Origin of the sequence: Brachybacterium halotolerans (assembly GCF_016623465.1) — a bacterium.
Classification (GTDB): Bacteria; Actinomycetota; Actinomycetes; order Actinomycetales; family Dermabacteraceae; genus Brachybacterium; species Brachybacterium halotolerans.
This window is the reverse complement of record NZ_JAEDAJ010000001.1, coordinates 705,324-726,394: the sequence shown is the minus strand read 5'-3', so window position 1 is coordinate 726,394 and position 21,071 is coordinate 705,324. Positions and strand designations below refer to the sequence as shown.

The 21,071-nt window shown below is 72.4% G+C and carries 17 protein-coding genes and 2 tRNA genes; 9 read left to right on the top strand and 10 right to left on the bottom strand.

Annotated features, from left to right (window positions below; all coding sequences use genetic code 11):
* Positions 1–3: 3 nt before the first annotated feature.
* Both I8D64_RS03270 and I8D64_RS03265 read right to left on the bottom strand, forming a co-directional pair.
* Complete coding sequence (locus I8D64_RS03270) at positions 4–1,080, bottom strand: SDR family NAD(P)-dependent oxidoreductase (protein ID WP_200501032.1); 1,077 nt, start codon at positions 1,078–1,080, stop codon at positions 4–6.
* Between the two features lie 99 nt (positions 1,081–1,179).
* Complete coding sequence (locus tag I8D64_RS03265) at positions 1,180–2,694, bottom strand: FAD-dependent monooxygenase (protein WP_200501031.1); 1,515 nt, start codon at positions 2,692–2,694, stop codon at positions 1,180–1,182.
* Between the two features lie 330 nt (positions 2,695–3,024).
* Here I8D64_RS03265 and I8D64_RS03260 point away from each other — a divergent pair, with 330 nt between their 5' ends.
* The 3 genes from I8D64_RS03260 to I8D64_RS03250 all read left to right on the top strand — a co-directional run bounded on the left by I8D64_RS03260 (position 3,025) and on the right by I8D64_RS03250 (position 5,717).
* Positions 3,025–4,056: a Gfo/Idh/MocA family protein gene (locus I8D64_RS03260; RefSeq protein WP_214650981.1), complete on the top strand. Its 1,032-nt coding sequence runs from the start codon at positions 3,025–3,027 to the stop codon at positions 4,054–4,056.
* Between the two features lie 82 nt (positions 4,057–4,138).
* Positions 4,139–5,137, top strand: a complete 999-nt coding sequence (locus I8D64_RS03255) for a LacI family DNA-binding transcriptional regulator (RefSeq protein WP_200501030.1) — start codon at positions 4,139–4,141, stop codon at positions 5,135–5,137.
* Between the two features lie 91 nt (positions 5,138–5,228).
* Entirely contained in the window at positions 5,229–5,717 is a 489-nt protein-coding gene (locus tag I8D64_RS03250) for a heme-binding protein (RefSeq protein WP_200501029.1), read from the top strand.
* 22 nt (positions 5,718–5,739) lie between these two features.
* On the opposite strand, the gene I8D64_RS03245 is transcribed toward I8D64_RS03250, so the two are convergent.
* Positions 5,740–5,812 (bottom strand) — tRNA-Arg (locus tag I8D64_RS03245).
* Positions 5,813–5,974: 162 nt separating this feature from the next.
* On the opposite strand from I8D64_RS03245, the gene I8D64_RS03240 reads away from it, so the two are divergent.
* Together I8D64_RS03240 and I8D64_RS03235 are read left to right on the top strand one after the other, a co-directional pair.
* The gene (locus tag I8D64_RS03240; RefSeq protein ID WP_214650980.1) at positions 5,975–6,946 is read left to right on the top strand and encodes a nucleoside hydrolase; all 972 of its coding nucleotides are present in this window, start codon (positions 5,975–5,977) and stop codon (positions 6,944–6,946) included.
* Positions 6,947–6,957: 11 nt separating this feature from the next.
* Positions 6,958–7,992, top strand: a complete 1,035-nt coding sequence (locus tag I8D64_RS03235) for an NAD-dependent epimerase/dehydratase family protein (RefSeq protein WP_246482643.1) — start codon at positions 6,958–6,960, stop codon at positions 7,990–7,992.
* Here I8D64_RS03235 and I8D64_RS03230 read toward each other — a convergent pair.
* Positions 7,982–8,971, bottom strand: coding sequence for a DNA-formamidopyrimidine glycosylase family protein (locus I8D64_RS03230; protein WP_200501027.1), 990 nt, complete (start codon positions 8,969–8,971; stop codon positions 7,982–7,984). The two genes, I8D64_RS03235 and I8D64_RS03230, sit on opposite strands and share 11 nt — an antisense overlap.
* Positions 8,971–13,818 carry an ATP-dependent helicase gene (locus I8D64_RS03225; RefSeq protein ID WP_200501026.1) on the bottom strand — a complete coding sequence of 1,616 codons (4,848 nt, stop codon included), beginning with the start codon at positions 13,816–13,818 and terminating at the stop codon, positions 8,971–8,973. Before I8D64_RS03225 ends, I8D64_RS03230 begins: the two co-directional genes overlap by 1 nt.
* 210 nt (positions 13,819–14,028) lie before the next feature.
* On the opposite strand from I8D64_RS03225, the gene I8D64_RS03220 reads away from it, so the two are divergent.
* Positions 14,029–14,655, top strand: coding sequence for a superoxide dismutase (locus I8D64_RS03220; protein WP_200501263.1), 627 nt, complete (start codon positions 14,029–14,031; stop codon positions 14,653–14,655).
* Between the two features lie 352 nt (positions 14,656–15,007).
* Positions 15,008–15,592, top strand: coding sequence for a single-stranded DNA-binding protein (locus I8D64_RS03215; protein WP_200501025.1), 585 nt, complete (start codon positions 15,008–15,010; stop codon positions 15,590–15,592).
* Positions 15,593–15,617: 25 nt separating this feature from the next.
* Here the strand turns inward: I8D64_RS03215 and I8D64_RS03210 are convergent, their stop codons facing one another.
* Positions 15,618–16,163, bottom strand: coding sequence for a PPA1309 family protein (locus I8D64_RS03210; RefSeq protein ID WP_200501024.1), 546 nt, complete (start codon positions 16,161–16,163; stop codon positions 15,618–15,620).
* 146 nt (positions 16,164–16,309) lie between these two features.
* Between I8D64_RS03210 and I8D64_RS03205 the strand changes: the two genes are divergently transcribed.
* Both I8D64_RS03205 and I8D64_RS03200 read left to right on the top strand, forming a co-directional pair.
* Positions 16,310–19,450: a UPF0182 family membrane protein gene (locus I8D64_RS03205; protein WP_343068408.1), complete on the top strand. Its 3,141-nt coding sequence runs from the start codon at positions 16,310–16,312 to the stop codon at positions 19,448–19,450.
* A 191-nt stretch (positions 19,451–19,641) separates the two neighbouring features.
* Positions 19,642–19,715 (top strand) — tRNA-Met (locus I8D64_RS03200).
* 97 nt (positions 19,716–19,812) lie between these two features.
* Here the strand turns inward: I8D64_RS03200 and I8D64_RS03195 are convergent.
* The 4 genes from I8D64_RS03195 to I8D64_RS03180 form a co-directional block, all read right to left on the bottom strand.
* Entirely contained in the window at positions 19,813–20,001 is a 189-nt protein-coding gene (locus tag I8D64_RS03195; protein ID WP_200501022.1) for a hypothetical protein, read from the bottom strand.
* 66 nt (positions 20,002–20,067) lie between these two features.
* A complete protein-coding gene (locus I8D64_RS03190) occupies positions 20,068–20,301 on the bottom strand; it encodes a hypothetical protein (protein WP_200501021.1) in 234 nt (77 codons plus the stop codon).
* A 96-nt stretch (positions 20,302–20,397) separates the two neighbouring features.
* The gene (locus I8D64_RS03185) at positions 20,398–20,610 is read right to left on the bottom strand and encodes a hypothetical protein (protein WP_200501020.1); all 213 of its coding nucleotides are present in this window, start codon (positions 20,608–20,610) and stop codon (positions 20,398–20,400) included.
* Positions 20,607–20,927, bottom strand: coding sequence for a hypothetical protein (locus tag I8D64_RS03180; protein WP_200501019.1), 321 nt, complete (start codon positions 20,925–20,927; stop codon positions 20,607–20,609). Before I8D64_RS03180 ends, I8D64_RS03185 begins: the two co-directional genes overlap by 4 nt.
* Between the last annotated feature and the right edge of the window lie 144 nt (positions 20,928–21,071).

Below are 21,071 nucleotides of genomic sequence, written 5' to 3'. Positions count from 1 at the left end.
CCGTCACACCGCCGACCAGCCCCCGTCGGACGCGAGCACCGCGCCGTTGACGTTCGAGGCGTCCTCGGAGAGCAGGTACAGGATCGAGGAGGCGAGCTGCTCGGCCGTGGCGAGGGACGGGATGTTCCCGCGCGCCTCCTCGAGCCGGGCGCTGCCGAAGGGCGCGATCTCCGGCTGCATCGGGATGCCCGTCGCGACCGCGCCCGGCGCGACGGCATTCGTGCGGATCCCCTTCTTCGCGTACATGAAGGCCATCGACCGGGTGATCCCGATGACCGCATGCTTGGAGGCCGTGTAGGCGACGCCCGAGGCCGAGCCGCGCAGTCCCGCCTCGCTCGCGACGTGCACGATCGAGCCGCCCCCGGTCTCGAGCATCCGGGTGGTGACCGCCCGTGTGAGGGCGACGAGACCGCCCACGTTCACCGCGAGCACCTTCGCCCACATCTCGTCGCTGACCTCGTGGATCGCGGAGAAGTCGTCGTTGATCCCGGCGACGTTCGCGAGCGCGTCGACGCGCTCGCCGGCCGCGGCGAGGATCGCGTCGATCGTCTGCGCGGAGCCGAGATCGCCGACGACCGTGACCAGCCGGTCCGCGTGCGCGTCAGAGATCTCGGCCGCGAGCGCCTCGAGGCGCTCGGCGGAGATGTCGGTCGCGACCACGCGCGCGCCCTCGGCGAGCAGCCGTTCGGCCGTCGCCCGGCCGATGCCGCCGGCGGCGCCGGTGACCACGACCGTGCGGCCTGCGAAGCGGCCGGAGGATGCGTCGGCCCGGTCAGCCCGGTCAGCCCGGTCAGCCCGGTCGGCCCGGTCCGCCCCGTCCGCCGCGACGCCTGCGTCCGCCTCCGCGGGGATCTCCCCGTCGTTCGCGGCGCGCACCATGTCGTCGAGGGCGCTCTGGGGGAGCTGCCCGCGGCTCAGCGGCACGAGCTGCCGAAGCGGCATGTCGAGCGCCGGGCCGAGGGAGTCCGGGCTGGTGCCGCTGTGCTCGAAGAAGGCGCGCAGCACGGGGCCGCCGCGGGGGTGCTCGAGCCATGTCGCGATCGTCGCGCTCGCGGTGATGGGGGTGGATGCATCGCTCATGGCCTGGACCTCCGACGTCCTCGTGGATGGGCGAGGGCTCGGCGATCCGGCCCTCGCCCCCACGCTAGGCGTCAGGACGCGGATCCGGGCACCCCGAGGTCACCGCGGGAGCCAGTGCTCGAGCACCGACTCCAGGGTCGAGGGGTCGGGCTCCGGGCTCGAGGGGTCGGGTGAGGACTGCGCGGCGGGCCGTCCTGGGCCGTCGAGCGCCGGCGCCGTGGCGGCCCAGGCGATGTGCCCGTCGGGCCTCAGCAGAACGGCGGGCGCGGGGAGGTCCTCGACGGGCTCGACCACATGGACCACCGCATCCGACCACCGCTCGGCGTCGAAGGCGCCGGACGGATCGAGCAGCGTCCACCTGCCCTCGCGCATCCGCTCGAACAGACGCCCGGAGCTCACGGGCAGGTCCCGCAGTCTGCGGCCGACGATGCCGCTCGGCGTCTCACCGCCGGGCCAGAGGTCGTAGCGGATCGAGAGCGAGGCGATCTTCTCGCTCAGCAGCCGGTCCACCTCCGGGAGGTCCATCAGCTCGCCGAGCACACGCCGCAGGGCGAGTGCGCCGGGCTCGCCGGAGATCAGCACGCTCTGCGCGCGCGTGGTGGTCAGGACGTCGGCGGCGACCGGGCGCCGCTCCGCCTCGTAGCTGTCGAGGAGCGCGGGTGGGGCCTGCCCCGCGATGACCGCGGCGAGCTTCCACCCCAGGTTGAAGGCGTCCTGGATGCCGAGGTTCAGCCCCTGGCCGCCCAGCGGCGGGTGCACGTGCGCGGCGTCCCCCGCGAGGAGCACTCGGCCGCTGCGGAAGCGCTCGGCGAGCCGCGTGGCGTCGGTGAAGCGGGTGAGCGAGACGGGGGAGTGGCCGCCGAAGTCGGTGCCCACGAAGGCGCGCAGCCGCTCGAGGAACTCCTCGAACGTCGGCCCCTCCGTGCGGTCCTCGGCCACGCCCTCCGCGGGGACGACGGCCCGGTGGAGCCCCGGATTCGAGGACGGGCCGATCCCTGAGCCGCGGTGCTCGCGCCGCACGCGCTCCGAGACGGCGGCGACCTCCTCGGCCGGGGCCGTCACCTCCATCTCCCCGAGCAGCCACTCGTGGTCGGCCGCCTCGCCCGGGAAGCCGATCCCGAGCAGGCCCCGCACGCGGCTGCGTCCGCCGTCGCATGCGACCGCCCAGCGTCCGCGCACGTGCTCGCCCTCGGCGAGGACGAGATCCACGGACTCCGCGCCCTGGGCGATGTCGACGACCTCGCGTCCGCGTTGCACGTCGGCCCCGAGCTCGCGCGCTCTCTCCTCGAGCAGACGATCGGTCACAGGCTGCGGGATGCCGAGCGTGTACCCGTGAGCGGTGTCGAGCTCGGGGGAGCTGGCCGACGGGATCCCGGCGAACCGACCGATGCCCGGGTACACCGTCCCCTCCGCGAGGAAGCGCTCGAGGATCCCCCGCTGGTCCAGGATCTCGATGCTGCGGGCGTGCAGGCCGAGCGAGCGCACGAGGCGGCTCGGCTCCTTCTCCTTCTCGAGCACCACCACGTCGATGCCCTGCAGCCGCAGCTCGGCCGCGAGCATCATGCCCGTCGGCCCGCCGCCGACCACGAGCACGTCGTGAACGTCCTCGTCCATCCGTGCGTCCACCATGTGCGCCTCCGCCCCTCTGCAGCCGGAGCATCCGGCCGCGAGCGAGCATTCTGGCGGGCCGAGGGGGCCTTGCCGCAAGCCCCGGTGGGGGAGATATCCTGGTCGCGGCAGGGACGGAACGCCGCGCGTCGAGTCGGGAGACGACTCCAGCAGCCAGGTGCGCTCCGCACGGTCCCCGGCCGCGATCCCCGCCGTCCTCCCCGGACATCCCTTGTGTCCCTCCGCTGTCGCGGGCTAGTGTCTCCACCACGTTCTTGGTTCGTACCAAACGCGCGTTGCGCACGGAGCGCACGGCACCCCCGACGGAGGATTCCCATGACCTGCTCGCTGCCCGCCCCTCGCCTCCTGGACCCGGCCTCCGTGCCGTCCCTCCGCTGGGGCGTGATCGGAACGGGCATCGCCGCGAAGTTCGTGCGCGGGATCGCGGCCCGCACCCAGCAGAAGGTCGTCGCGGTCGCAGCGCGAGATGCCGAGAAGACCCGCGACTTCGCCGCCGAGCACGCCATCCCCACCGTCCATCCCGACGTCGACGCGCTGCTCGAGGACGACGACGTCGACGTCGTCTACATCGCGACCCCGCATCCGCTCCACCGAGAGCAGGCGCTCGCCGCGATCGCCGCCGGGAAGCACGTGCTCATCGAGAAGCCGATCGCGATGTCCGCCGGGGAAGCCCGTGAGATCCTCGACGCCGGTCGCGCCGCCGGGGTGCTGGTCACCGAGGCCATGTGGACCCGCTATCTCCCGCAGGCCGACGTGATCCGCCAGGTCCTCGACGCCGGCGCCCTGGGAGACGTCTCCCTGGTGCGCGCCGACTTCGGCTTCGTCATGCCCATGGACCCCGAGCACCGGCTGTGGAGCCCCGAGCTGGGCGGCGGCGCGATGCTGGACGCGGGCGTCTACCCGGTCTCCTTCGCCTCCTCGGTCATCGGGAGGCCGAGCGCGATCTCCGCGATCGGCGCCGTCGCCGGGACCGGCGTGGACGCCGCGGCGAACATCCTCGTGGACACCGAGGGCGGCGCACAGGCCGTGCTCTCCACCTCCCTGCTCGCCTCCCTGCCGGTCGAGGCGTCGATCCACGGCAGCGCAGGGCGCCTCGAGGTCGCGAGCCCTTTCTTCGGGCCGACGGGCCTGCGGCTCGTGCTGGGCTCGATCGGGGGCGACGAGATCGCGACCTGGACCGACGGGACCGGCGGCGAGCTGCACGACGGGCTCGGCTACCAGGCCACGGCCTTCGCGCAGTTCGTGGGCGAGGGCCTCGTCGAATCGCCGGTGCATCCGCACGAGGAGATCGTCTCCGTGATGGCGACGATCGATGAGGTGCGCCGGCAGATCGCCGCGGGCGCCTGAGGGCGGGCCAGGGATGGTCGCCAGGGGGTCGAGCCCCGGCGGGGAGAATCCGGACGGCGGACAGGGGCGGGCTGCGCCGACGATGAAGGATGTCGCCGCGCGCGCGGGCGTCTCCCAGCAGACGGTCTCCCTCGTGCTGCGGGGCGAGGCGGGTCCGAGCTCCGCCTCGCGCGAGAAGGTGCTCGAGGCCGCCGCGTCCCTACGCTACCGGCGCAACGCCTCGGCGCGGCTTCTCCGCCAGCGGCGCAGCCGGCTGATCGGCGTGCTCTACGCGGCCGCGAACACCTTCGAGCTGCAGGTCGTCGAGCGGATCCTCGAGGTCACCGCCGAGCAGGGCTTCGACGTGGTCCTGGGACCCGTGAGCGAGCTGCGCACCACCGAGGTCGTCGTCACCGAGCTGCTCGAGCACCGGGTCGAGGCCCTCGCCTGCTACAACCCCGATCCGCACTCGCCCGCGCTGCGCAGCGCGATCGCCGCGATGCCCGTGGTCTGGCTGGGGGAGCGGGCGCCGGACCTCGGGGCCGACGGGGGCCTCCTCGATGCCGTCCGCACCGACGAGGCGACCGGGCTCCGCCTGCTCGTCGAGCACCTGCACGGGCTGGGCCACACGGAGATCGCCTACGCGGGCGGCGCGGGCGGACGCGTGGGCACCGACCGTGCGGACGCCTACCGCGAGGCCATGCACGCGGCGGGGCTCGACGCACAGATCGACGTGCTGGGCGTCGGCTTCGGCGAGGAGGACGGCGCCCTCGCGGTCCGGACCCTGCTCGCACGCGAGCGCCTGCCCACCGCCGTCATCGGATGCAGCGATCACTGCGGCGCCGGGATGCTCGGCGCCCTCGTGCGGGCGGGCCTCCGCATCCCCGAGGACGTATCCCTGACCGGCTACGACGACAGCAGCGTCGCAGCCCTCTCGTACGTCGACCTCACGAGCGTCCACCAGGACGTCGACCGCACGGCCCGGGCGACCCTCGCCGCGATCGAGCGCCGTCTCGAGCACCCGGAGGCGCCCGCCGAGGACCAGGCGACGCTCGCAGAGCTCGCCGTCCGCTCCTCGACGGGACCCGCGCCGTCTCGTTGAACGGCGATCAGTGGTCGTCCGGCAGAGCCGGCCGACTCACCTGCACATCGACGTACCCGCACATCGACCCGTCCCACCGAAGGAGACCACCGTGCCCGGCGACATCCAGGACGAGATCATCGCCCTGCAGGCCCAGGAGGCGCGCCTGCGCTTCGACCGCTTCGCCCATGACGACGCGCTGCACGTGGGCGCGAGGATCATGGACCTCGCCCGCGAGCGCGAGCAGACCATCGCGTGCTCCGTGTGGCTGGGCCAGCAGCTCGTCTTCCACGGCGCGCTCGCCGGGACCACCGCCGACAACCACGGCTGGATGCTGCGCAAGGTCAACGTCGTGCGCCGCTATGACGCGAGCTCGCAGCTCGTGCGCCTGCGCTGGCGATCCGTGGGCATCGACGCCCCGACGCCCGCCCTGGGGCTCGACCCGCTGGAGTTCACCTTCAGCGGGGGAGCGGTGCCGATCCGCATCGGCGCCACCCAGGTGGGAGTCGCCGTCGCCTCGGGCGTGAGCGACGAGGTAGAGCACGCGCTGGTCACCGAGGTGCTCGAGGAGCATCTGGCGGGTCATCGCGTCGGTGTCTGAATTCTCCGCGGAACGAGTCGGGTGCCCCCAGCAGGACTCGAACCTGCAACCTACGGATTAGAAGGCCGTTGCTCTATCCATTGAGCTATGGAGGCGTGCATCCGAGCCGGGTGCTCGGCGCACCGGTGCGGATGCGCCGACCAGTCTATCCAGCACGAGCCTCTGCACCTGACGCGCAGCGGGCGCATGACGTGGGACAGTGAACCCCGTCCCCGCGCCCGTCCCCGCGCCTGTGCCCGCATCCCCTGGAGGTCCCGATGGCGACCCATCACATCCTGCTCGACGTCGACACCGGCGTGGACGACGCGATGGCGATCATGTTCGCCGTGCGCCACCAGGACATCGATGTGCGGGCGGTGACCTGCGTGGACGGCAACGTGCCGCTGCCGCGCGTCCTGCAGAACACCTGCCGGGTGCTCGACGCGCTCGGCGCCCCGCGGGACCTGCCCGTCGCGGCCGGGGCCTCCCGGCCCCTTCTCGAGGCGCCGCGCGATGCTGCGCAGGCCCACGGGGCCGACGGACTGGGCGGGATCTTGCTCCCGCACAGTGATCGTCCCGTCTCCGATCTGCACGCCGTGGAGCTCATGCGCCGGACGATCGAGGACTCTCGCGAACCCCTCACCCTGGTCGCCCTCGCGCCGCTCACGAATGTCGCGCTGCTGCTGCGCATGTACCCCGAGACCGCGGCACGGCTGCAGGACATCGTGCTGATGGGCGGCTCCGCCTCGGTCGGGAACGCGACCGCGGTCGCCGAGTTCAACGTGTGGCACGACCCGGAGGCCGCGCGCATCGTCTTCGAGAGCGAGCTGCCCGTGCGCATGTACGGACTCGACGTCTTCGACCGGGTGGGGCTCGACGAGGAGTCCGTGGCGCGGCTCGCGGCGAGCACCGACCCCTTGACCACTGCGCTCGGCGAGCTGCTGGACTTCTGGCTCCGCGACGAGGACGGCCTGCCCGGAGGTCCGGAGGCGGCGCGCATCGGCGACGCCGGCGCCGTCTGCTCGCTCGTCGCCCCCGATCTCATGGACATCCGCACCCTGCCGGTGCGTGTGGAGACGGCGGCCGGCCCTGCACGGGGTCAGACCGTCGTCGACCGCAGACGCGGTCCCGGAGAGGACGCCGAGCACGGGCTCGCGGACACAGGGAAGCACGTGCAGGTGGTTCTCGGGGCGCAGGAGGATGCTGTCGCCCGACTGTTCCTCGAGACCGTCGCACCCCTCGACGCCTGATGGAGGCCACCATGCCGGCACAGCGCATCCTCGTCACCGGCGGCTCCGGATTCATCGCCGGCCACTGTCTCCTGCAGCTGCTCGACGAGGGGCACCGGGTCCGCGCCACGATGCGCTCCCTCGAGAAGGAGGCGCGCGTGCGCTCCGAGCTCGAGGCGGCCGGCCTCACCCGTGGTGAGAACCTCGAGTTCGCCGCGGCGGACCTCACCTCCGACGACGGCTGGGAGCGCGCCCTGGACGGCGTCGACGCCGTCCTCCACGTCGCCTCCCCGGTCATGCCGGGTCACGTGGAGGACGAGGCCCGGCTCGTGGCCACGGCCCGCGAGGGCACCCTGCGGGTGCTGCGCGCGGCCCGCGACGCCGGGGTGGAGCGGGTGATCCTCACCTCCGCCTTCCACGCCGTGAGCTGGGGGCACGCCGACACGGGCCGGGTCTTCACCGAGGAGGACTGGACGGTGCTCGACGGGCCCGGGGCCGACGCCTACGCCCGCTCGAAGACCCTCGCCGAGCAGGCAGCCTGGGAGTTCGCCCGCAGCGAGCCGGGCGCCCCGGAGCTCGTGACCATGCTGCCTGTCGCCGTCATGGGCCCGCTGCTGAGCGCGGGAGCCTCGGGCGCCAATCACGTGGTCCTGAGCCTCCTGCAGGGCGCCATCCCGGCGAGCCCGCACCTGTTCTTCCCGATCGTCGACGTGCGCGACGTCGCCCGCGCCCATGTGCTCGCGCTGCAGACCCCGTCGGCCGCGGGGCAGAGGTACCTGCTGTCCGACGGGCCGGCGCTCGAGATGCAGGAGGTCGCACGGATCCTGCGCGAGCACCTCGGCGAGGCCGCCGCGAAGGTCCCCACGCGCTCGCTGCCCAACGCGGTGGTGCACATCGCAGGGCTGTTCTCCCGGCAGATGCGCGCCATCGTCGCCGACCTCGGCGTCGCCAAGCGCGCCTCGCACGAGAAGGCGGCCCGCGAGCTCGGCTGGGAGCCGCGGCCCGCACAGGACGCCATTCTCGACGCCGGACGCAGCATGATCGCCCAGGGGCTCGTCAGGTCCTGAACCCGCGCCCCCGCGACCCTCGGGAGCCTGCCGCGGCGCCCTGTCCTCGCCGTGAGCTCTTCTCCGATGCGCCGGCCTGGCAGCGCGGGCACGCGAAGATCACGCGTCCCTCGGAGCCCTGGATCTCCGGTTCGAGCAGTTCACCGCGCTGGATGCGCGCGCCGCAGCGGCGGCATGGCTCCCCGGCCCGCCCGTAGACCCACAGATCGCCGCGTCGGCCCATCATCCCGCCGGTCGTCATCCGCACCGCACGGCCTGTGTTCACGGTGAGCAGGCGCCGCGCGAGATCGACCATGCCGGGCAGGTCCGCGACCTCGCGTAGCGGGGCCGAGGGGTGGACCCGATGCAGGAAGCACAGCTCGCAGCGATAGATGTTGCCGATCCCGGCGAGGTTCCGCTGATCCAGGAGGGCGAGGCCCACGGGCCGCTCGGGGCGTGCACGCAGGTTCTCGAGCGCCCTCGCACGCAGCTGTTCGGACCAGTCGGGGTCGAGCAGGTCGGGGCCCAGGTGGCCGATGAGCTCGCCCTCGTCCGCCGTGCGCAGCAGGCGCACCTGCTTCACGTCGTACCCGACCGCGCGGACCTCGCGGCCGTCGACCCGGATCGCCTCGAGCACCACGCGGGCGGTGTGCCGAGGACGCGGGCCGGCGCTCGTGTCGCTCGAGCGCAGGGAGACCCCGTCGACGTGCCAGATCCCGTCCATCATCAGGTGGCTGTGCAGGGTCAGCGGCTCTGCCGTCCGGGTGGACGTGCCCGGATGAGTGGACGTGCCCGGGCCGGTGGGCGCGCCCGGCCCTGTGGGAGGGAGCAGCCGCAGCAGCAGGTGCTTGCCGCGCGGGACCACCTCGCTCACGCTCCAGCCGCGCAGGTCCGCGGTCGCGGCGGCAGGCACCCGCAGGTCGCTGCGGGTGATCTCGGCGCCGGCGAGGGCCTCGTGGAGGATCCGGCACTGGCGGAAGACGGTGTCGCCCTCGGGCATCAGCGGCCTCCCGCGCGCAGGCGCAGCGACCGCGGTGAGCGGTAGCAGCCGGCGTCGACGAGCGCCCGGGTCACATGGGCGACCTCCGTGTCCTCGAGCCCGTGCCCGACGATCCGCTCGACCTGCAGCTGCGGCAGCAGGGAGTCGTCACGGATCGCGCGGGCGAGCTGCTCGGCCACCAGCGGCGTGGCGTCCTCGCCGGCCCACCACAGCAGGCTCTTCCCGCCGCGCTCCACGAACGCGGCCACCTCCCCGTCGACGAGGACGACGAGCGTCCCGGCGCGGCGCGCGGGCCGTGCGGTCGTCCCCTCGGGCGGGGCGATCGGCAGGGCCGGCCAGGGAAGGGCGGCGCCATAGGGGTTCGCCGGATCGGTCGCGGCGAGCACGAGGGTCGGGGGCCCGGCGGTGTCGTCGCGCGCATCCGGGACCGCGTGCCGCCGCGCCTCCGCCTCGTGCTCGCGGTCGCGCAGCAGGTCCACGGCCTCCACGGGCGCGAACTGGGAGGCGCCGAGGCCGTCCACGAAGTAGCCGCGCCGGCAGCTGCCGGCCTCCTCGAGCGCCGAGAGCACCCGGTAGACGCCCGCGAAGGAGCCGGGCACGTCCTCCACGTCCATCGCTCCGCGGGTGAGGACGCCGTGGCGGTCGAGCAGCAGCGTCGCGAGCGCCGCGGACCGGGCCGAGGGCTCCACCGCCTCGACTCGCAGCGCCGACCAGCGCCCTGCGCCGACCGGCCCGGTGACCAGCTGCGACGGCTCGGCGGCGCCCTGCCGCATCATGGCCGCCGAGAGCCGCGCCGCCCCGCGCCGGGTGAGCGGACGCGAGCGGCTCGAGCGGCCGGCGCCTCCGGAGCGTCCCGCGCCGCGGGACGGTGCGGGACCCAGCGCATAGGTCCGCAGCGCCTCGAAGGAGTCGTTGGTGACGAGACCTGCGAAGGCGAGGTCCCAGAGGGCCTCGTGCACGTCCTGCGGGCGGGCGGCCTCGCCCGCCTCGTCCTCTGCGTCGCTCGCGAGCGCGGTGAGGATCTCGCCGTGGCGCAGCGCGCCCGGGGTCGCACGCAGCAGCGCGAGCACGCGGGCGGGCAGCGATCCCTCGACGAGCGCGGCCACTGCCTCCTCGAGGGCCCCCGCATCCAGGCCCAGGGGGAGCGCGTCGGCCAGATGGAGGCGCACCCACCCGTCGGCCGCACCGAGCCGGCCGTGCCCGGACCAGACCACCTCGCCGGAGGCGAAGGCGGCGTCGAGGACGGCGGGGGAGAAGTCCGGGAGGCGCGCGGGAAGGATCTGGGTCTCCCAGGCGCTCAGCGGCAAGGAGACGCCCGCGAGCTGGTCGATCACCGAGAGCAGGCCATCGGCCCCTCGCCAGTCGGCCCGGGCCCGGCGCCCGTCGGGGCGCCGCGCCGGCAGGTGCTGCCAGTCGGAGAGGAAGCGCGCGTAGACGGGGTGGGGGACGGGGGCGATGTCCTTGCGCGAGGCGGCCAGGGAGGCCCGGCGGATGCGCCGCAGCATCTGGGCGTCCACCCACTCCTCGCCCTCGCGGCCGGGGGTGAACTCGCCCTGCTGGAGGATCCGCTCGGCAGTGAGCTGCTCGAGCGCCGTGCGCGCGACCCCGGGTGCCAGGTCGAAGGCGTCGACGAGGTCCGACGGGGCGAAGGGGCCGCGGCTGCGCGCCCATCGCGAGACGAGGTCCGCGACCGCCCGCGGCACGGCGGCCAGGTGCGCCTCGGGGATCCCGGGCGGCAGCGCGGCCCCGAGCGCGTCGCGCAGGAGTCCTGCGTCCTCGATCGCGGCCAGGTGCTCGACGCCGCCGATGCGCACGGCGACGGCGCGGCGCGCGTCGAACAGCTCGCGGCCGATCTCGGCGGCGCGGTCCTCCGCGCGGTCACCCGCGGGGTCGTCCGACTCCGCGAGCCGCGCGGCGATCTGCGCGAGCGTGAGCGGGCCGAGGCGGCGCAGGGCGTCGGCCGCGTCCTCGGCGCCGCGCAGCGGATGCTCCCCGTCGAGGCCCTGCGCGCGGCGCTCGACGTCCTCGATCACGCGCGCGTCGAGCAGCTCCCGCAGGCTCACGCTGCCCAGCAGCTCCGCGAGCAGCGACTGGTCCAGGGCGAGGGCGGCGGTGCGGCGCTCGGCGAGCGGGGCGTCGGTGTCGTAGATGAACTGGGCGAGGTAGCCGAACAGCAGGGACCGCGCGAAGGGCGAGGGGGAGTCCGTCTCGACCTCCCGCACCTGCACGCGGCGCCCGGCGACCCCGCGCATGAGCTCGACCAGGGCGGGGAGGTCGTAGACGTCCTGCAGGCACTCCCGCGCCGCCTCGAGCATGATCGGGAACTGCGGATAGGGGCGGGCCACCTCGAGCAGGTGGCCGGCCCTCTGGCGCTGCTGCCACAGCGGCGCCCGCGAGCGCGGGTCGCGGCGCGGCAGCAGCAGGGCCCGGGCAGCGCACTCGCGGAACCTGGCGGCGAACAGGGCGGAGGTGCCGACGAGCCGCCGCACCTCCTCCTCGATCTCCTCGGGCGTGAACACGAACAGGTCCGCCCCGGGAGGCTCCTCGCCGTGGGGGATGCGCAGCACGATGCCGTCGTCGGCCGCCATCACCTGGCCGTCCAGCCCGTACCGCTCCTCGACGCGGGCGCCGACGGCGAGGGCCCACGGCCCGGTGATCCGCTGGCCCAGCGCGCAGTGCAGCACCACCCGCCAGTCGCCGAGCTCGTCGAGGAAGCGCTCGATCACCAGCTGGTCCGGGCCGGGGACGACCCCGGTGGCCTGCTGCTGCTCGGCGAGATGGTCGACGACGGCGCCGCGCGCGTTCTCGTCGAGGCCGAGGGAGCCCAGGCGCTCGCGGGCGGTCTCGTCCGGGAGGGCCGCGAGCTCGGCCTGCATGCTCGCGATCGCACGGCCCAGGGTCGCCGGCCGCCCAGCGCCCTCGCCGTGCCAGAAGGGGATGCGGCCGGTGAGGCCGAAGGCGGGGGAGACGGTGACGCGGTCGGCGGTGATCTCCTCGATCCGCCAGCTCGAGGTGCCCAGCGTGATGACGTCCCCGCGGCGGGACTCGTAGACCATCTCCTCGTCGAGCTCGCCCACCCGGCGCGGCTGGGTGTCCCCCTCGGCCGCGACCAGGTGCACGGGGTAGAGGCCCCGGTCGGGGATGGTGCCGCCGCTGGTGACCACGAGCCGCTGCGCACCGGGCCGGGCCTGCAGGGTGCCGGACTCGTGGTCGTGCACGAGCCGCGGCCGCAGCTCCGAGAAGGCGGTCGAGGGGTACCGGCCGGCGAGCAGGTCGATCGTCTGGTCGTAGGCCGAGCGCGGCAGCGAGCGGTAGGGATGGGCCTCGCGGACCAGGTCGAACCAGTCCTCGACGTCCAGGTCCTCCGCGAGGGCCGCCGAGAGGGTGTGCTGGGCGAGCACGTCCAGGGTGTTGCGGGGCACCGCGAGCGGCTCGATGCGACCCTCGACGGCCTCGTGCACGGTGACCGCCGCGCGCAGCACGTCGGAGGCATGGAGGGGATGGAGAATCCCCTGCGAGGTCGCGCCGACGTCGTGCCCGGCCCGGCCGATGCGCTGCAGAAGGCTCGAGACGCTGAACGGCGTCTCCACCTGGATCACGAGGTCCACCGACCCCATGTCGATGCCGAGCTCGAGGGAGGAGGTCGCCACCACGCAGCGCAGCGCCCCGGACTTCAGCTGGTCCTCGATGCTCGCGCGGATCTCCTTGGACATCGAGCCGTGGTGCGCACGGGCCACGTCCTCGACCTCATCGGGGGAGACGGCGAGGTCCTCGGGTGCACGGGCCACGAGATCGGAGTCCGCCTCGGCCCCGAGCACGCGGGCCGCCTCGTCGCCGACGACCTGCCTGCGGTGGAGGGTGTTGAGCTTCGACGTCAGGCGCTCGGCCTGGCGACGGGAGTTCGTGAACACGATCGTCGAGCGATGGGTGAGGACCTCCGCGAGCACGGCCCGCTCCACGTGCGGCCAGATCGTCCCCGAGACGTCGTCCTCGTCGACCGCGTCCGCGGGCGGGTCGATCGCGGACAGGTCCGGCACGGGCAGGCGCACGCCGATGTCCCAGGTCTTGGCCGACGGCGGACGCACCACCTGCACCTCCCCGCCCCGTCGGCCCGCCCCGCCGAGGAACGCGGCGACCTCGTCGACCGGTTCCACGGTCGCCGAGAGCCCGATTCTCTGCGCGGGATGCTCGAGCATCGCGTCGAGCCGGGCGAGGGAGAGCGCGAGGTGCACGCCGCGCTTGGTGCCCGCGACCGCGTGGACCTCGTCGACGATCACGGTGCGCACGCCGGCGAGGGTCTCGCGCGCGGACGAGGACAGCATGAGGAACAGCGACTCGGGGGTCGTGATGAGGATGTCCGGCGGGCGGCTGAGCAGACGCCGCCTCTCGGCGGGAGAGGTGTCCCCCGTGCGCACGCCCACCCGCAGCTCGCGGTGCGCGAGCCCGAGGCGCTGAGCGGCGCGCATCGTCCCCACCAGCGGGGACGTGAGGTTCCGCTCGACGTCGACGCCGAGCGCCTTGAGCGGGGAGACGTAGAGGACGGAGGTGGCCCCGGGGCGCTCGTCGCGGCCGAAGGCGAGATCGTCGATCGCGGTGAGGAAAGCGGCGAGGGTCTTGCCCGATCCGGTCGGGGCGACCACGAGCGTGTCCTCGTCGCGGCCGATCGCCTCCCAGGCGCCCTGCTGTGCGGGCGTGGGCGCGGCGAACGCCTCGGTGAACCAGGCGCGGGTCGCGGGCGAGAAGCGCTCGGGCACCGCAGAGGCGGCCGACGCCGGGGCGAGGTCCGTCCCGGCATCGGTCCCCGTGCCGGAGCCGCTGCCCCGATCAGCACCTCGTGCGCTCGCCATCGGGCCATTCTCGCAAGGCTGCCCGACGAACGGGGCCGGGCGTCGGAGACGGGGCCGGCGCGCGCGCTGCCGACAGACGGTGGGGCCCGCGTCGACCGCGGATCCTGTGTGAACGCGTCCTGCCCGCATGCAGGGCCGACGTGGCAGGATGGAGGACACGGCGGGACCCGTCTGCGGTCCCCGCGACCTCGAATGGAAGGGATGAACCTCATGGCGGAGTACACGCTTCCCGATCTCGATTATGACTACGCGGCGCTGGAGCCCCATATCTCGGGCCGGATCATGGAGCTGCACCATGACAAGCACCATGCGACGTACGTGAAGGGCGCGAACACGGCGCTGGAGAAGCTGGCGGCGGCGCGCGAGGCGAACGATTTCGGTGCGATCAACCAGCTGTCCAAGGACCTGGCGTTCAACCTGGGTGGTCACACGAACCACTCGATCTTCTGGAAGAACCTCTCCCCGGAGGGCGGGGACAAGCCCACGGGTGAGCTGGCGAGCGCGATCGACGAGTACTTCGGGTCGTTCGATGCGTTCCAGGCGCAGTTCACGGCGGCGGCCCTGGGGATCCAGGGGTCGGGCTGGGCGATCCTGGCGTATGAGCCGATCGAGGGGAACCTGGTGATCGAGCAGTTCTACGATCAGCAGAACGGGATCCCGGTCGCGACGGTGCCGCTGTTCCAGCTGGACATGTGGGAGCACGCGTTCTACCTGGATTACCAGAACGTGAAGGCCGATTACGTGAAGGCGATCTGGAACATCGTGAACTGGGCGGATGTCCAGGCGCGGTTCGAGAACGCGCGCAGCACGAAGGGCCTGGTCAACCCCGGCGCCTGAGCGCCTCGACCCACCTGACCCGCTGACCCCCGCGCGGGCGCCCGAGCACCGGCGCTGCGTCTGTGGGCGAGCGATCAGCTCGACCGGCGGCCTGCTCCTGATGAGGAGTCGGCCGCCGGTCTCTTCATGTCTCCTGGACTCGGCGGTGCCGGCGGAGGAGCCGATGCGCCGGCCGACGCCCCCGCCCGCTCACGGCACAACGTTCGCACCTCGAACCTGCGGGTCCTCCCCATCGGCGGTTTTCCCCATTCCTGCCGCGACCGTGGCGGACGGCAACGCTGCTGGGAACTCTGGGGGAGTCGGCAGAGGGCCGACGGCGGGCCGAGCCCCGCCTCTGAGGAAGGAACCCGCCATGAGCATGAGGGATGTCTACGTCACCGTCCGCGGCAACGCCACGAGCGACGCCCACGTCACGAACAACCAGAGCGAGCCGACCGTGATGGTGCGGATCGCCGTGAACCGCCGCTACTACGACAAGGGGACCGACGACTTCAAGGACGCCGCCACCCCGGACTTCTTCAACATCTACGGCACCAAGGCGCTGGGCAGGAACATGCTGCGCTCGGTGAAGAAGGGCGACCCGGTCATCGCGACCGGCCGCCTCAGCTATTCCGAGTGGACATGGGAGGACGGCTCCGAGGGTCGCAGCATGCAGGTGCGCGCGGATGCGGTGGGCCACGATCTCGTGTTCGGCACCACGCACATGACGCGCGCACAGCGCCACGACGATCCGCCGGTCGACGTCACCACCGGAGAGGTCTTCCCCGATGGGCAGCACTCCCTGGTGCGGCCCCTCGGCGGGTTCGTGGGCGACGACGGGGACGATGCGCCCGCCGTCACGCAGCCCGAGGGCTCCTCGGACGGCGCAGGGCCGGAGGAGGACGAGAGCAGGCAGCTCGCCGGTCAGGGAGCGGGTGGCGCCGACGCTCCGTTCTGAACCGGGTCCCCGCAGCGGACCGGGCTCACTCCTCCCCGGTGACGGCCTCGCGGATCGCCGCGACGACATCGGGGAGGAGCTGCGCGCCGAGCGTGACCTCCTTGTGGCCCTCGCGGCGCACCGCGCAGAACATGGTGCCGTCCTCGAGGGCGGCGACCGCCGCGCGCATGCTGCCGGCGCCCGTGGGGAGCGAGTCCTCGGGGGCGCGCTCCTCGCGCTGCGCGGCGCTCAGGTCGAAGCACGCGGCAAGACCCGTGATGCCCTCGGGCCACGCGAGGGCCGAGAGCGAGGAGAGGGGATCGGAATCCGCGGGCACGTCGTCGAGCTCGACGGGGGTGAGGTGCCGGGAGTCCTGGGCCAGGCTCAGCGCCACGTCATCGCCCAGCAGCGCCGCGAGCCCCGGCTGCTCGGCCAGCAGCTGAGCGCTGCGCAGGAGGGCGAACCAATGGACGCGCTCGAGCGTCGGCTCCTCGAGGTGGCGCAGCACCTCCAGGAGCACGCCGGCCAGGGCCGCCTGCGCGGGGTCGAGGTCGTCGTGCGGGGCATCGGCCCCACGGGGAGTCTCACTCATCACAATCCTTCCAGGGGAGACCTGGCAAGATGGGAGGGCCACCGTTGCACGCGGTCGGCCACACACTGTATCCGGAGCGGCGTCTCCTCCACCCGGCGATGAAGCCCCGGTGCGGTGTTCATCCCACGACTCTCCCAGAGGACCCCGTGAGCTTCTCCGCACCGCTCGGCGACCAGCCCCGACCCCGACCACAGCCGGCCGGTGCCGGTTCGTCGGGGAGGCGTCGCCGCATCTCCCCGCTCTCGATCACGATCGGCGTGCTCGCGCTCCTCGTGATCCTCCTGCTGATCGCCTCCGCGGTATGGACCAGATTCCTCTGGTTCGACCAGATCGGCTTCACCGACGTGCTCACCACGCGCTGGCTGACGCAGGGGCTCCTGTTCCTGATCGGCTTCCTGGTGTTCGCGGTGCCGCTGTTCTTCTCCCTGCGCCTGACCTACACGCGCCGGCCGGTCTACCCGCCTGTGACGCGCGAGCAGGAGGCCATGGAGCAGTTCCGCGCGGCCGTGGACCCGCTGCGCCGCGGCATCACGATCGTCGCGCCCGTCGTCATCGGCGCCTTCGCCGGTCTCGCCGCGACCCGACGCTGGCAGGACGTGCAGCTGTTCCTGCACCCCCAGTCCTACGGCAGCACCGACGCGGTGTTCGGTCTGGACGTCGGCTTCTACGTGTTCACGCTGCCGGTGATCACGATGATCATCTCGTTCCTGCAGTTCATGGTGCTGGTCTCCGCGGTCGCGGCCGTGGCCGGGCACTTCGTGTACGGCGGGATCAGCTGGACGCAGGAGAGCGGCCTCGAGGTCACCACGACGGCGCGTCGCCACCTCGGGATCCTCGCCGCCGTCTACGTGCTGCTGCTGGGCGTGGGCCACTGGTTCCACCGCTACGGCATGCTCACCGGCGAGCACGACCGCTTCGACGGCGCCTCCTACACGGACGTCCACGCGATCCTGCCCGCCCAGACGATCCTCGCGATCGCCGCGGTCATCGTCGCGGCCCTCTTCGTGCTCTGGATCTGGCGGGCCGACTGGCGGATCCCCGCCGTCGGCGCAGGCCTGATGGTGCTCTCCACCCTCGTGGTGGGCACCGCCTACCCGTGGGCCATCCAGCAGTTCAAGGTGACCCCGAACGAGCGCGCCCTCGAGCAGCCCTACATCCAGCGCAACATCGAGGCGACGCGCACCGCGTGGAACGTCGACGACGTCACCGAGACCTCGTACTCCGCGTCCACCACGGCCGAGGCGGGCGCCCTGCGCGAGGACGCCGACACGACCGCGCAGATCCGGCTGCTGGACCCCTCGATCGTCTCCCCGACGTTCGAGCAGCGCGAGGCGAACCGCCAGTACTGGGGCTTCGACCAGGTGCTCAGCGTGGACCGCTACACGATCGACGACCGCCTCCAGGACACCGTGATCGGTGTGCGCGAGCTGCGGCCGGACAAGTTCAACCTCGACAGCCGCGGCTGGGTCAACCGGCACATCGTCTACACGCACGGCTACGGCCTCGCCGCCGCCTACGGCAACCAGCGCAACTCCGACGGCGAGCCCGACTTCCTGCAGTCCGGCGTCCCCGGCAAGGGCGAGCTGGGCGACTTCGAGGAGCGCGTCTACTTCGGCCGCCACTCCCCGGACTACTCGATCGTCGGCGGACCCGAGGGCTCGGAGCCCGAGGAGTTCGACTACCAGACCGGGACCGACGAGAAGAACGAGGGCGCCCAGCACAACAACACCTTCACCGGTGACGGCGGACCGAAGGTCGGCAGCTTCTTCAACCGCCTGCTGTACGCGATCAAGTTCCGCGACCCCAACATCGTCATCTCCAGCTACGTCAACTCCGACTCGCAGATCCTCTACGACCGTCAGCCGCAGGAGCGCGTGAAGGAGGTCGCGCCGTTCCTGCAGCTGGACTCCGAGATGTACCCGGCGGTCGTGGACGGACAGATGGTGTGGGTGATCGACGGCTACACGACCACCGACGCCTACCCGTACTCGACGAAGCAGAACCTGGACTCCGCCACGGTCGACTCCAAGACCGCCGAGGAGGACGCGAGCGGCAACTACCAGGATGCCCACGCGAACTACATGCGGAATTCCGTGAAAGCCACCGTCAACGCCTTCGACGGCAGCGTGAACCTGTACACCTGGGACACCGAGGACCCGATCCTCAAGTCCTGGCAGCAGGTGTTCCCGGACTCGCTGAAGCCGGCCTCGGAGATCTCCGGCGACCTCATGAGCCATCTGCGCTACCCGGCCGACTACTTCAAGGCCCAGCGCGAGATCCTCGCGAAGTACCACGTCACGGAGGCCGACGAGTTCTTCGGCCAGCAGGACTTCTGGCAGGTCTCGCCGGACCCGACGGCGAAGGCATCGACCAACGCCGACGGCTCCAAGGGCACCCAGGCCCCGCAGCCGCCGTACTACCTCACGATGCAGATGCCGGGGGAGGAGTCCCCGCGCTTCACCCTGTCCTCGAACTACATCCCCTATCAGGGGCAGAGCGGGCAGAACGTGATGACGGGCCTGCTCGCGGTGGACTCGGAGACAGGGGACAAGGCCGGCAACCCCGCCAAGACCTTCGGCAAGATGAACCTCCTGGTGCTGCCGACGACGAACCCGGTCAACGGCCCTGGGCAGGTCCAGGCCACCTTCAACGCCGAGCCCAACGTCTCGCAGGCGCTGAACCTGCTGAAGTCGGGGAACTCCGAGGTCATCAACGGCAACCTGCTCACGGTCCCCGTGGGCGGCGGTCTGCTCTACGTCCAGCCCGTCTACATCCAGTCCTCGTCCGCAGGCGGCGGCACCCAGTACCCGCTGCTGCAGCTGGTGCTGGTCTCCTTCGGGGACAAGATCGGCTTCGCGCCGACGCTCGACGAGGCCCTCGACAAGGTCTTCGAGGGCGACTCGGGTGCCAACGCGGGCGACGCGGAGGTCCAGAGCGACCAGAGTGATGTGGTCTCGGGCTCCGTGGACACCGAGAGCGGGGAGGCCGACAAGAGCGACGCGTCGGGCGCCTCGAAGGACTCGGGCGACTCCGGCGACGCGGGGTCGGACACGGCCGGCGGCACCGCCCAGCAGCGTCTGGATCAGGCGCTGAAGGACATGGACCAGGCCACCAAGGATGCCGACGCCGCGATGAAGCAGGGCGACTGGAACGCCTACGGCACGGCGCAGGACGAGCTCTCCGACGCTCTGCAGCGGGCGGTCGACGCCAACAGCGAGATCGAGGGCTCCGGCTCCGGCGGCGCGGCGAGCGACGGCGGGGGCGCGAGCGACGGCGACGAAGGGTGATCCGGAGACCGTGAACACGTCGGCCGGCCCCGCGCGCGTCTGGGCCGGCCGACGCGGGGCGGAGAGTCGCCCTGGCTGCTCGGACTCGCCTGTGACCAGGACCGTCGAAGCGCAGCGACGTGTCATGGCACACGTTCCCGCCCTCCTGGCTGGACTCCGGATCAGGGGTGTCCTAGAGTTGAGCATGTCGACGCGGGGTGGAGCAGTTCGGTAGCTCGCCGGGCTCATAACCCGGAGGTCGTAGGTTCAAATCCTGCCCCCGCTACGAAGAGAAGGCCCCTCACCTGGTGTTTCACCGGTGAGGGGCCTTTCGCTTTTCGGGCGAGAATGCGTCCAGGGCCGGTTAAAGGCCGGGAATTGATTCAGTCCGCGTGCGCGGGCGCGATGCCCCCCATCCGCTGCCACATGCTCACGAGGTGGGGAAGCTCCGGGGCCGACAGGAGCTCGTCGGCGTCCTCCTGAGCTCGAGCGATCGACTCCTTCATGCTGGCGTCGAGCTCGCGATCCTGCTCGGCGTTGTACTTCGTCCACCCGGGGATGACGGCTTCCATCAGGGGATCGTTGGACTCTGCGATCCGTGCCGAGGACTCCCGCAGCTGACCGGTGAGCGCGGCAAGCTACACCGGCTTCTCCGCCTGGCTGAGTGTCCACGCAGGGAGCACGATCCCGCGAGAGCACTCGGTGCCATATCGGAGCGCGAGCCTGACGACGATGCTGGGGGAGTGCGGCTCCTCGGCCGGGGCCCAGTCGATCTGCCCGAGGTCGGTGCCGTGCTCCTTCGCGAGGTCGATCCACGATTCCGGCTGGGGCGTCCAGTGAAGCTGGTAGGGCGGGGCCAAGAGGTAGAGCATGAGTCCTCCGTGTTGTGGTGGTGCACCGAGGTGCGCGAGCCCCCATCATCACCCGCGGGTCGGACATCCGGGACGGGCTTGGTGGGCCGGGTGGGATCAGGCGTCGAGCACCCGCACGGTCTGACACGGCCAGTCGGCCCCGCAGTGCTCGCAGTACTCGACGTACGGGGACTCGGGGGCGCGGTGCTCGTGGAGGGCGCGGACGCGCTGGATCGTGGCCCGCTCCTTCCGGAGCTGCGCCACGAGGGACCGGTTGAACATGGCGAGGTCTTCGGCGTTGCCGTAGGGCGTGGGCTTCGCGAGGCTCATCGGTCCCCCTCGGTCAGGTCGTCTGCGCGGAACCGGAGGGAGCGGACGGCGGTGGCGATGGCGAGGTCGGGCAGGGCCTTGTCGCTGTCCTCGATCGCTTGGGCGGCGTCGCGGAGGACCTCGGCCTGCGCCTCCCGCACGATTGCCTGCACGGCATCCACGCACTCCTGGAAGCACGTGCACGGGCCGTACATATCCGGGTTCTCGCACCGCCAGCCGTGGATGCTGGAGTCGTACTGGTCGGGGTTCGGGTGCAGCCCCTCGGCCTCCAGCGCCCGCGCGATCTTTTCGCGCAGCTCGGTCGGTTCGGTGGTCATCGGCTTCCCCATTCCCCTCGGTACTGCTCTGGTGTCCAGGTCTCCCCGGTGAAGTCGCACCGCCCCGCGCCGCACCACGCGCACCGCTGCACGGGCATGAGCGCGGGGCGGTGCCGGGTGAACCTCCACCAGTGGAGGCCGATC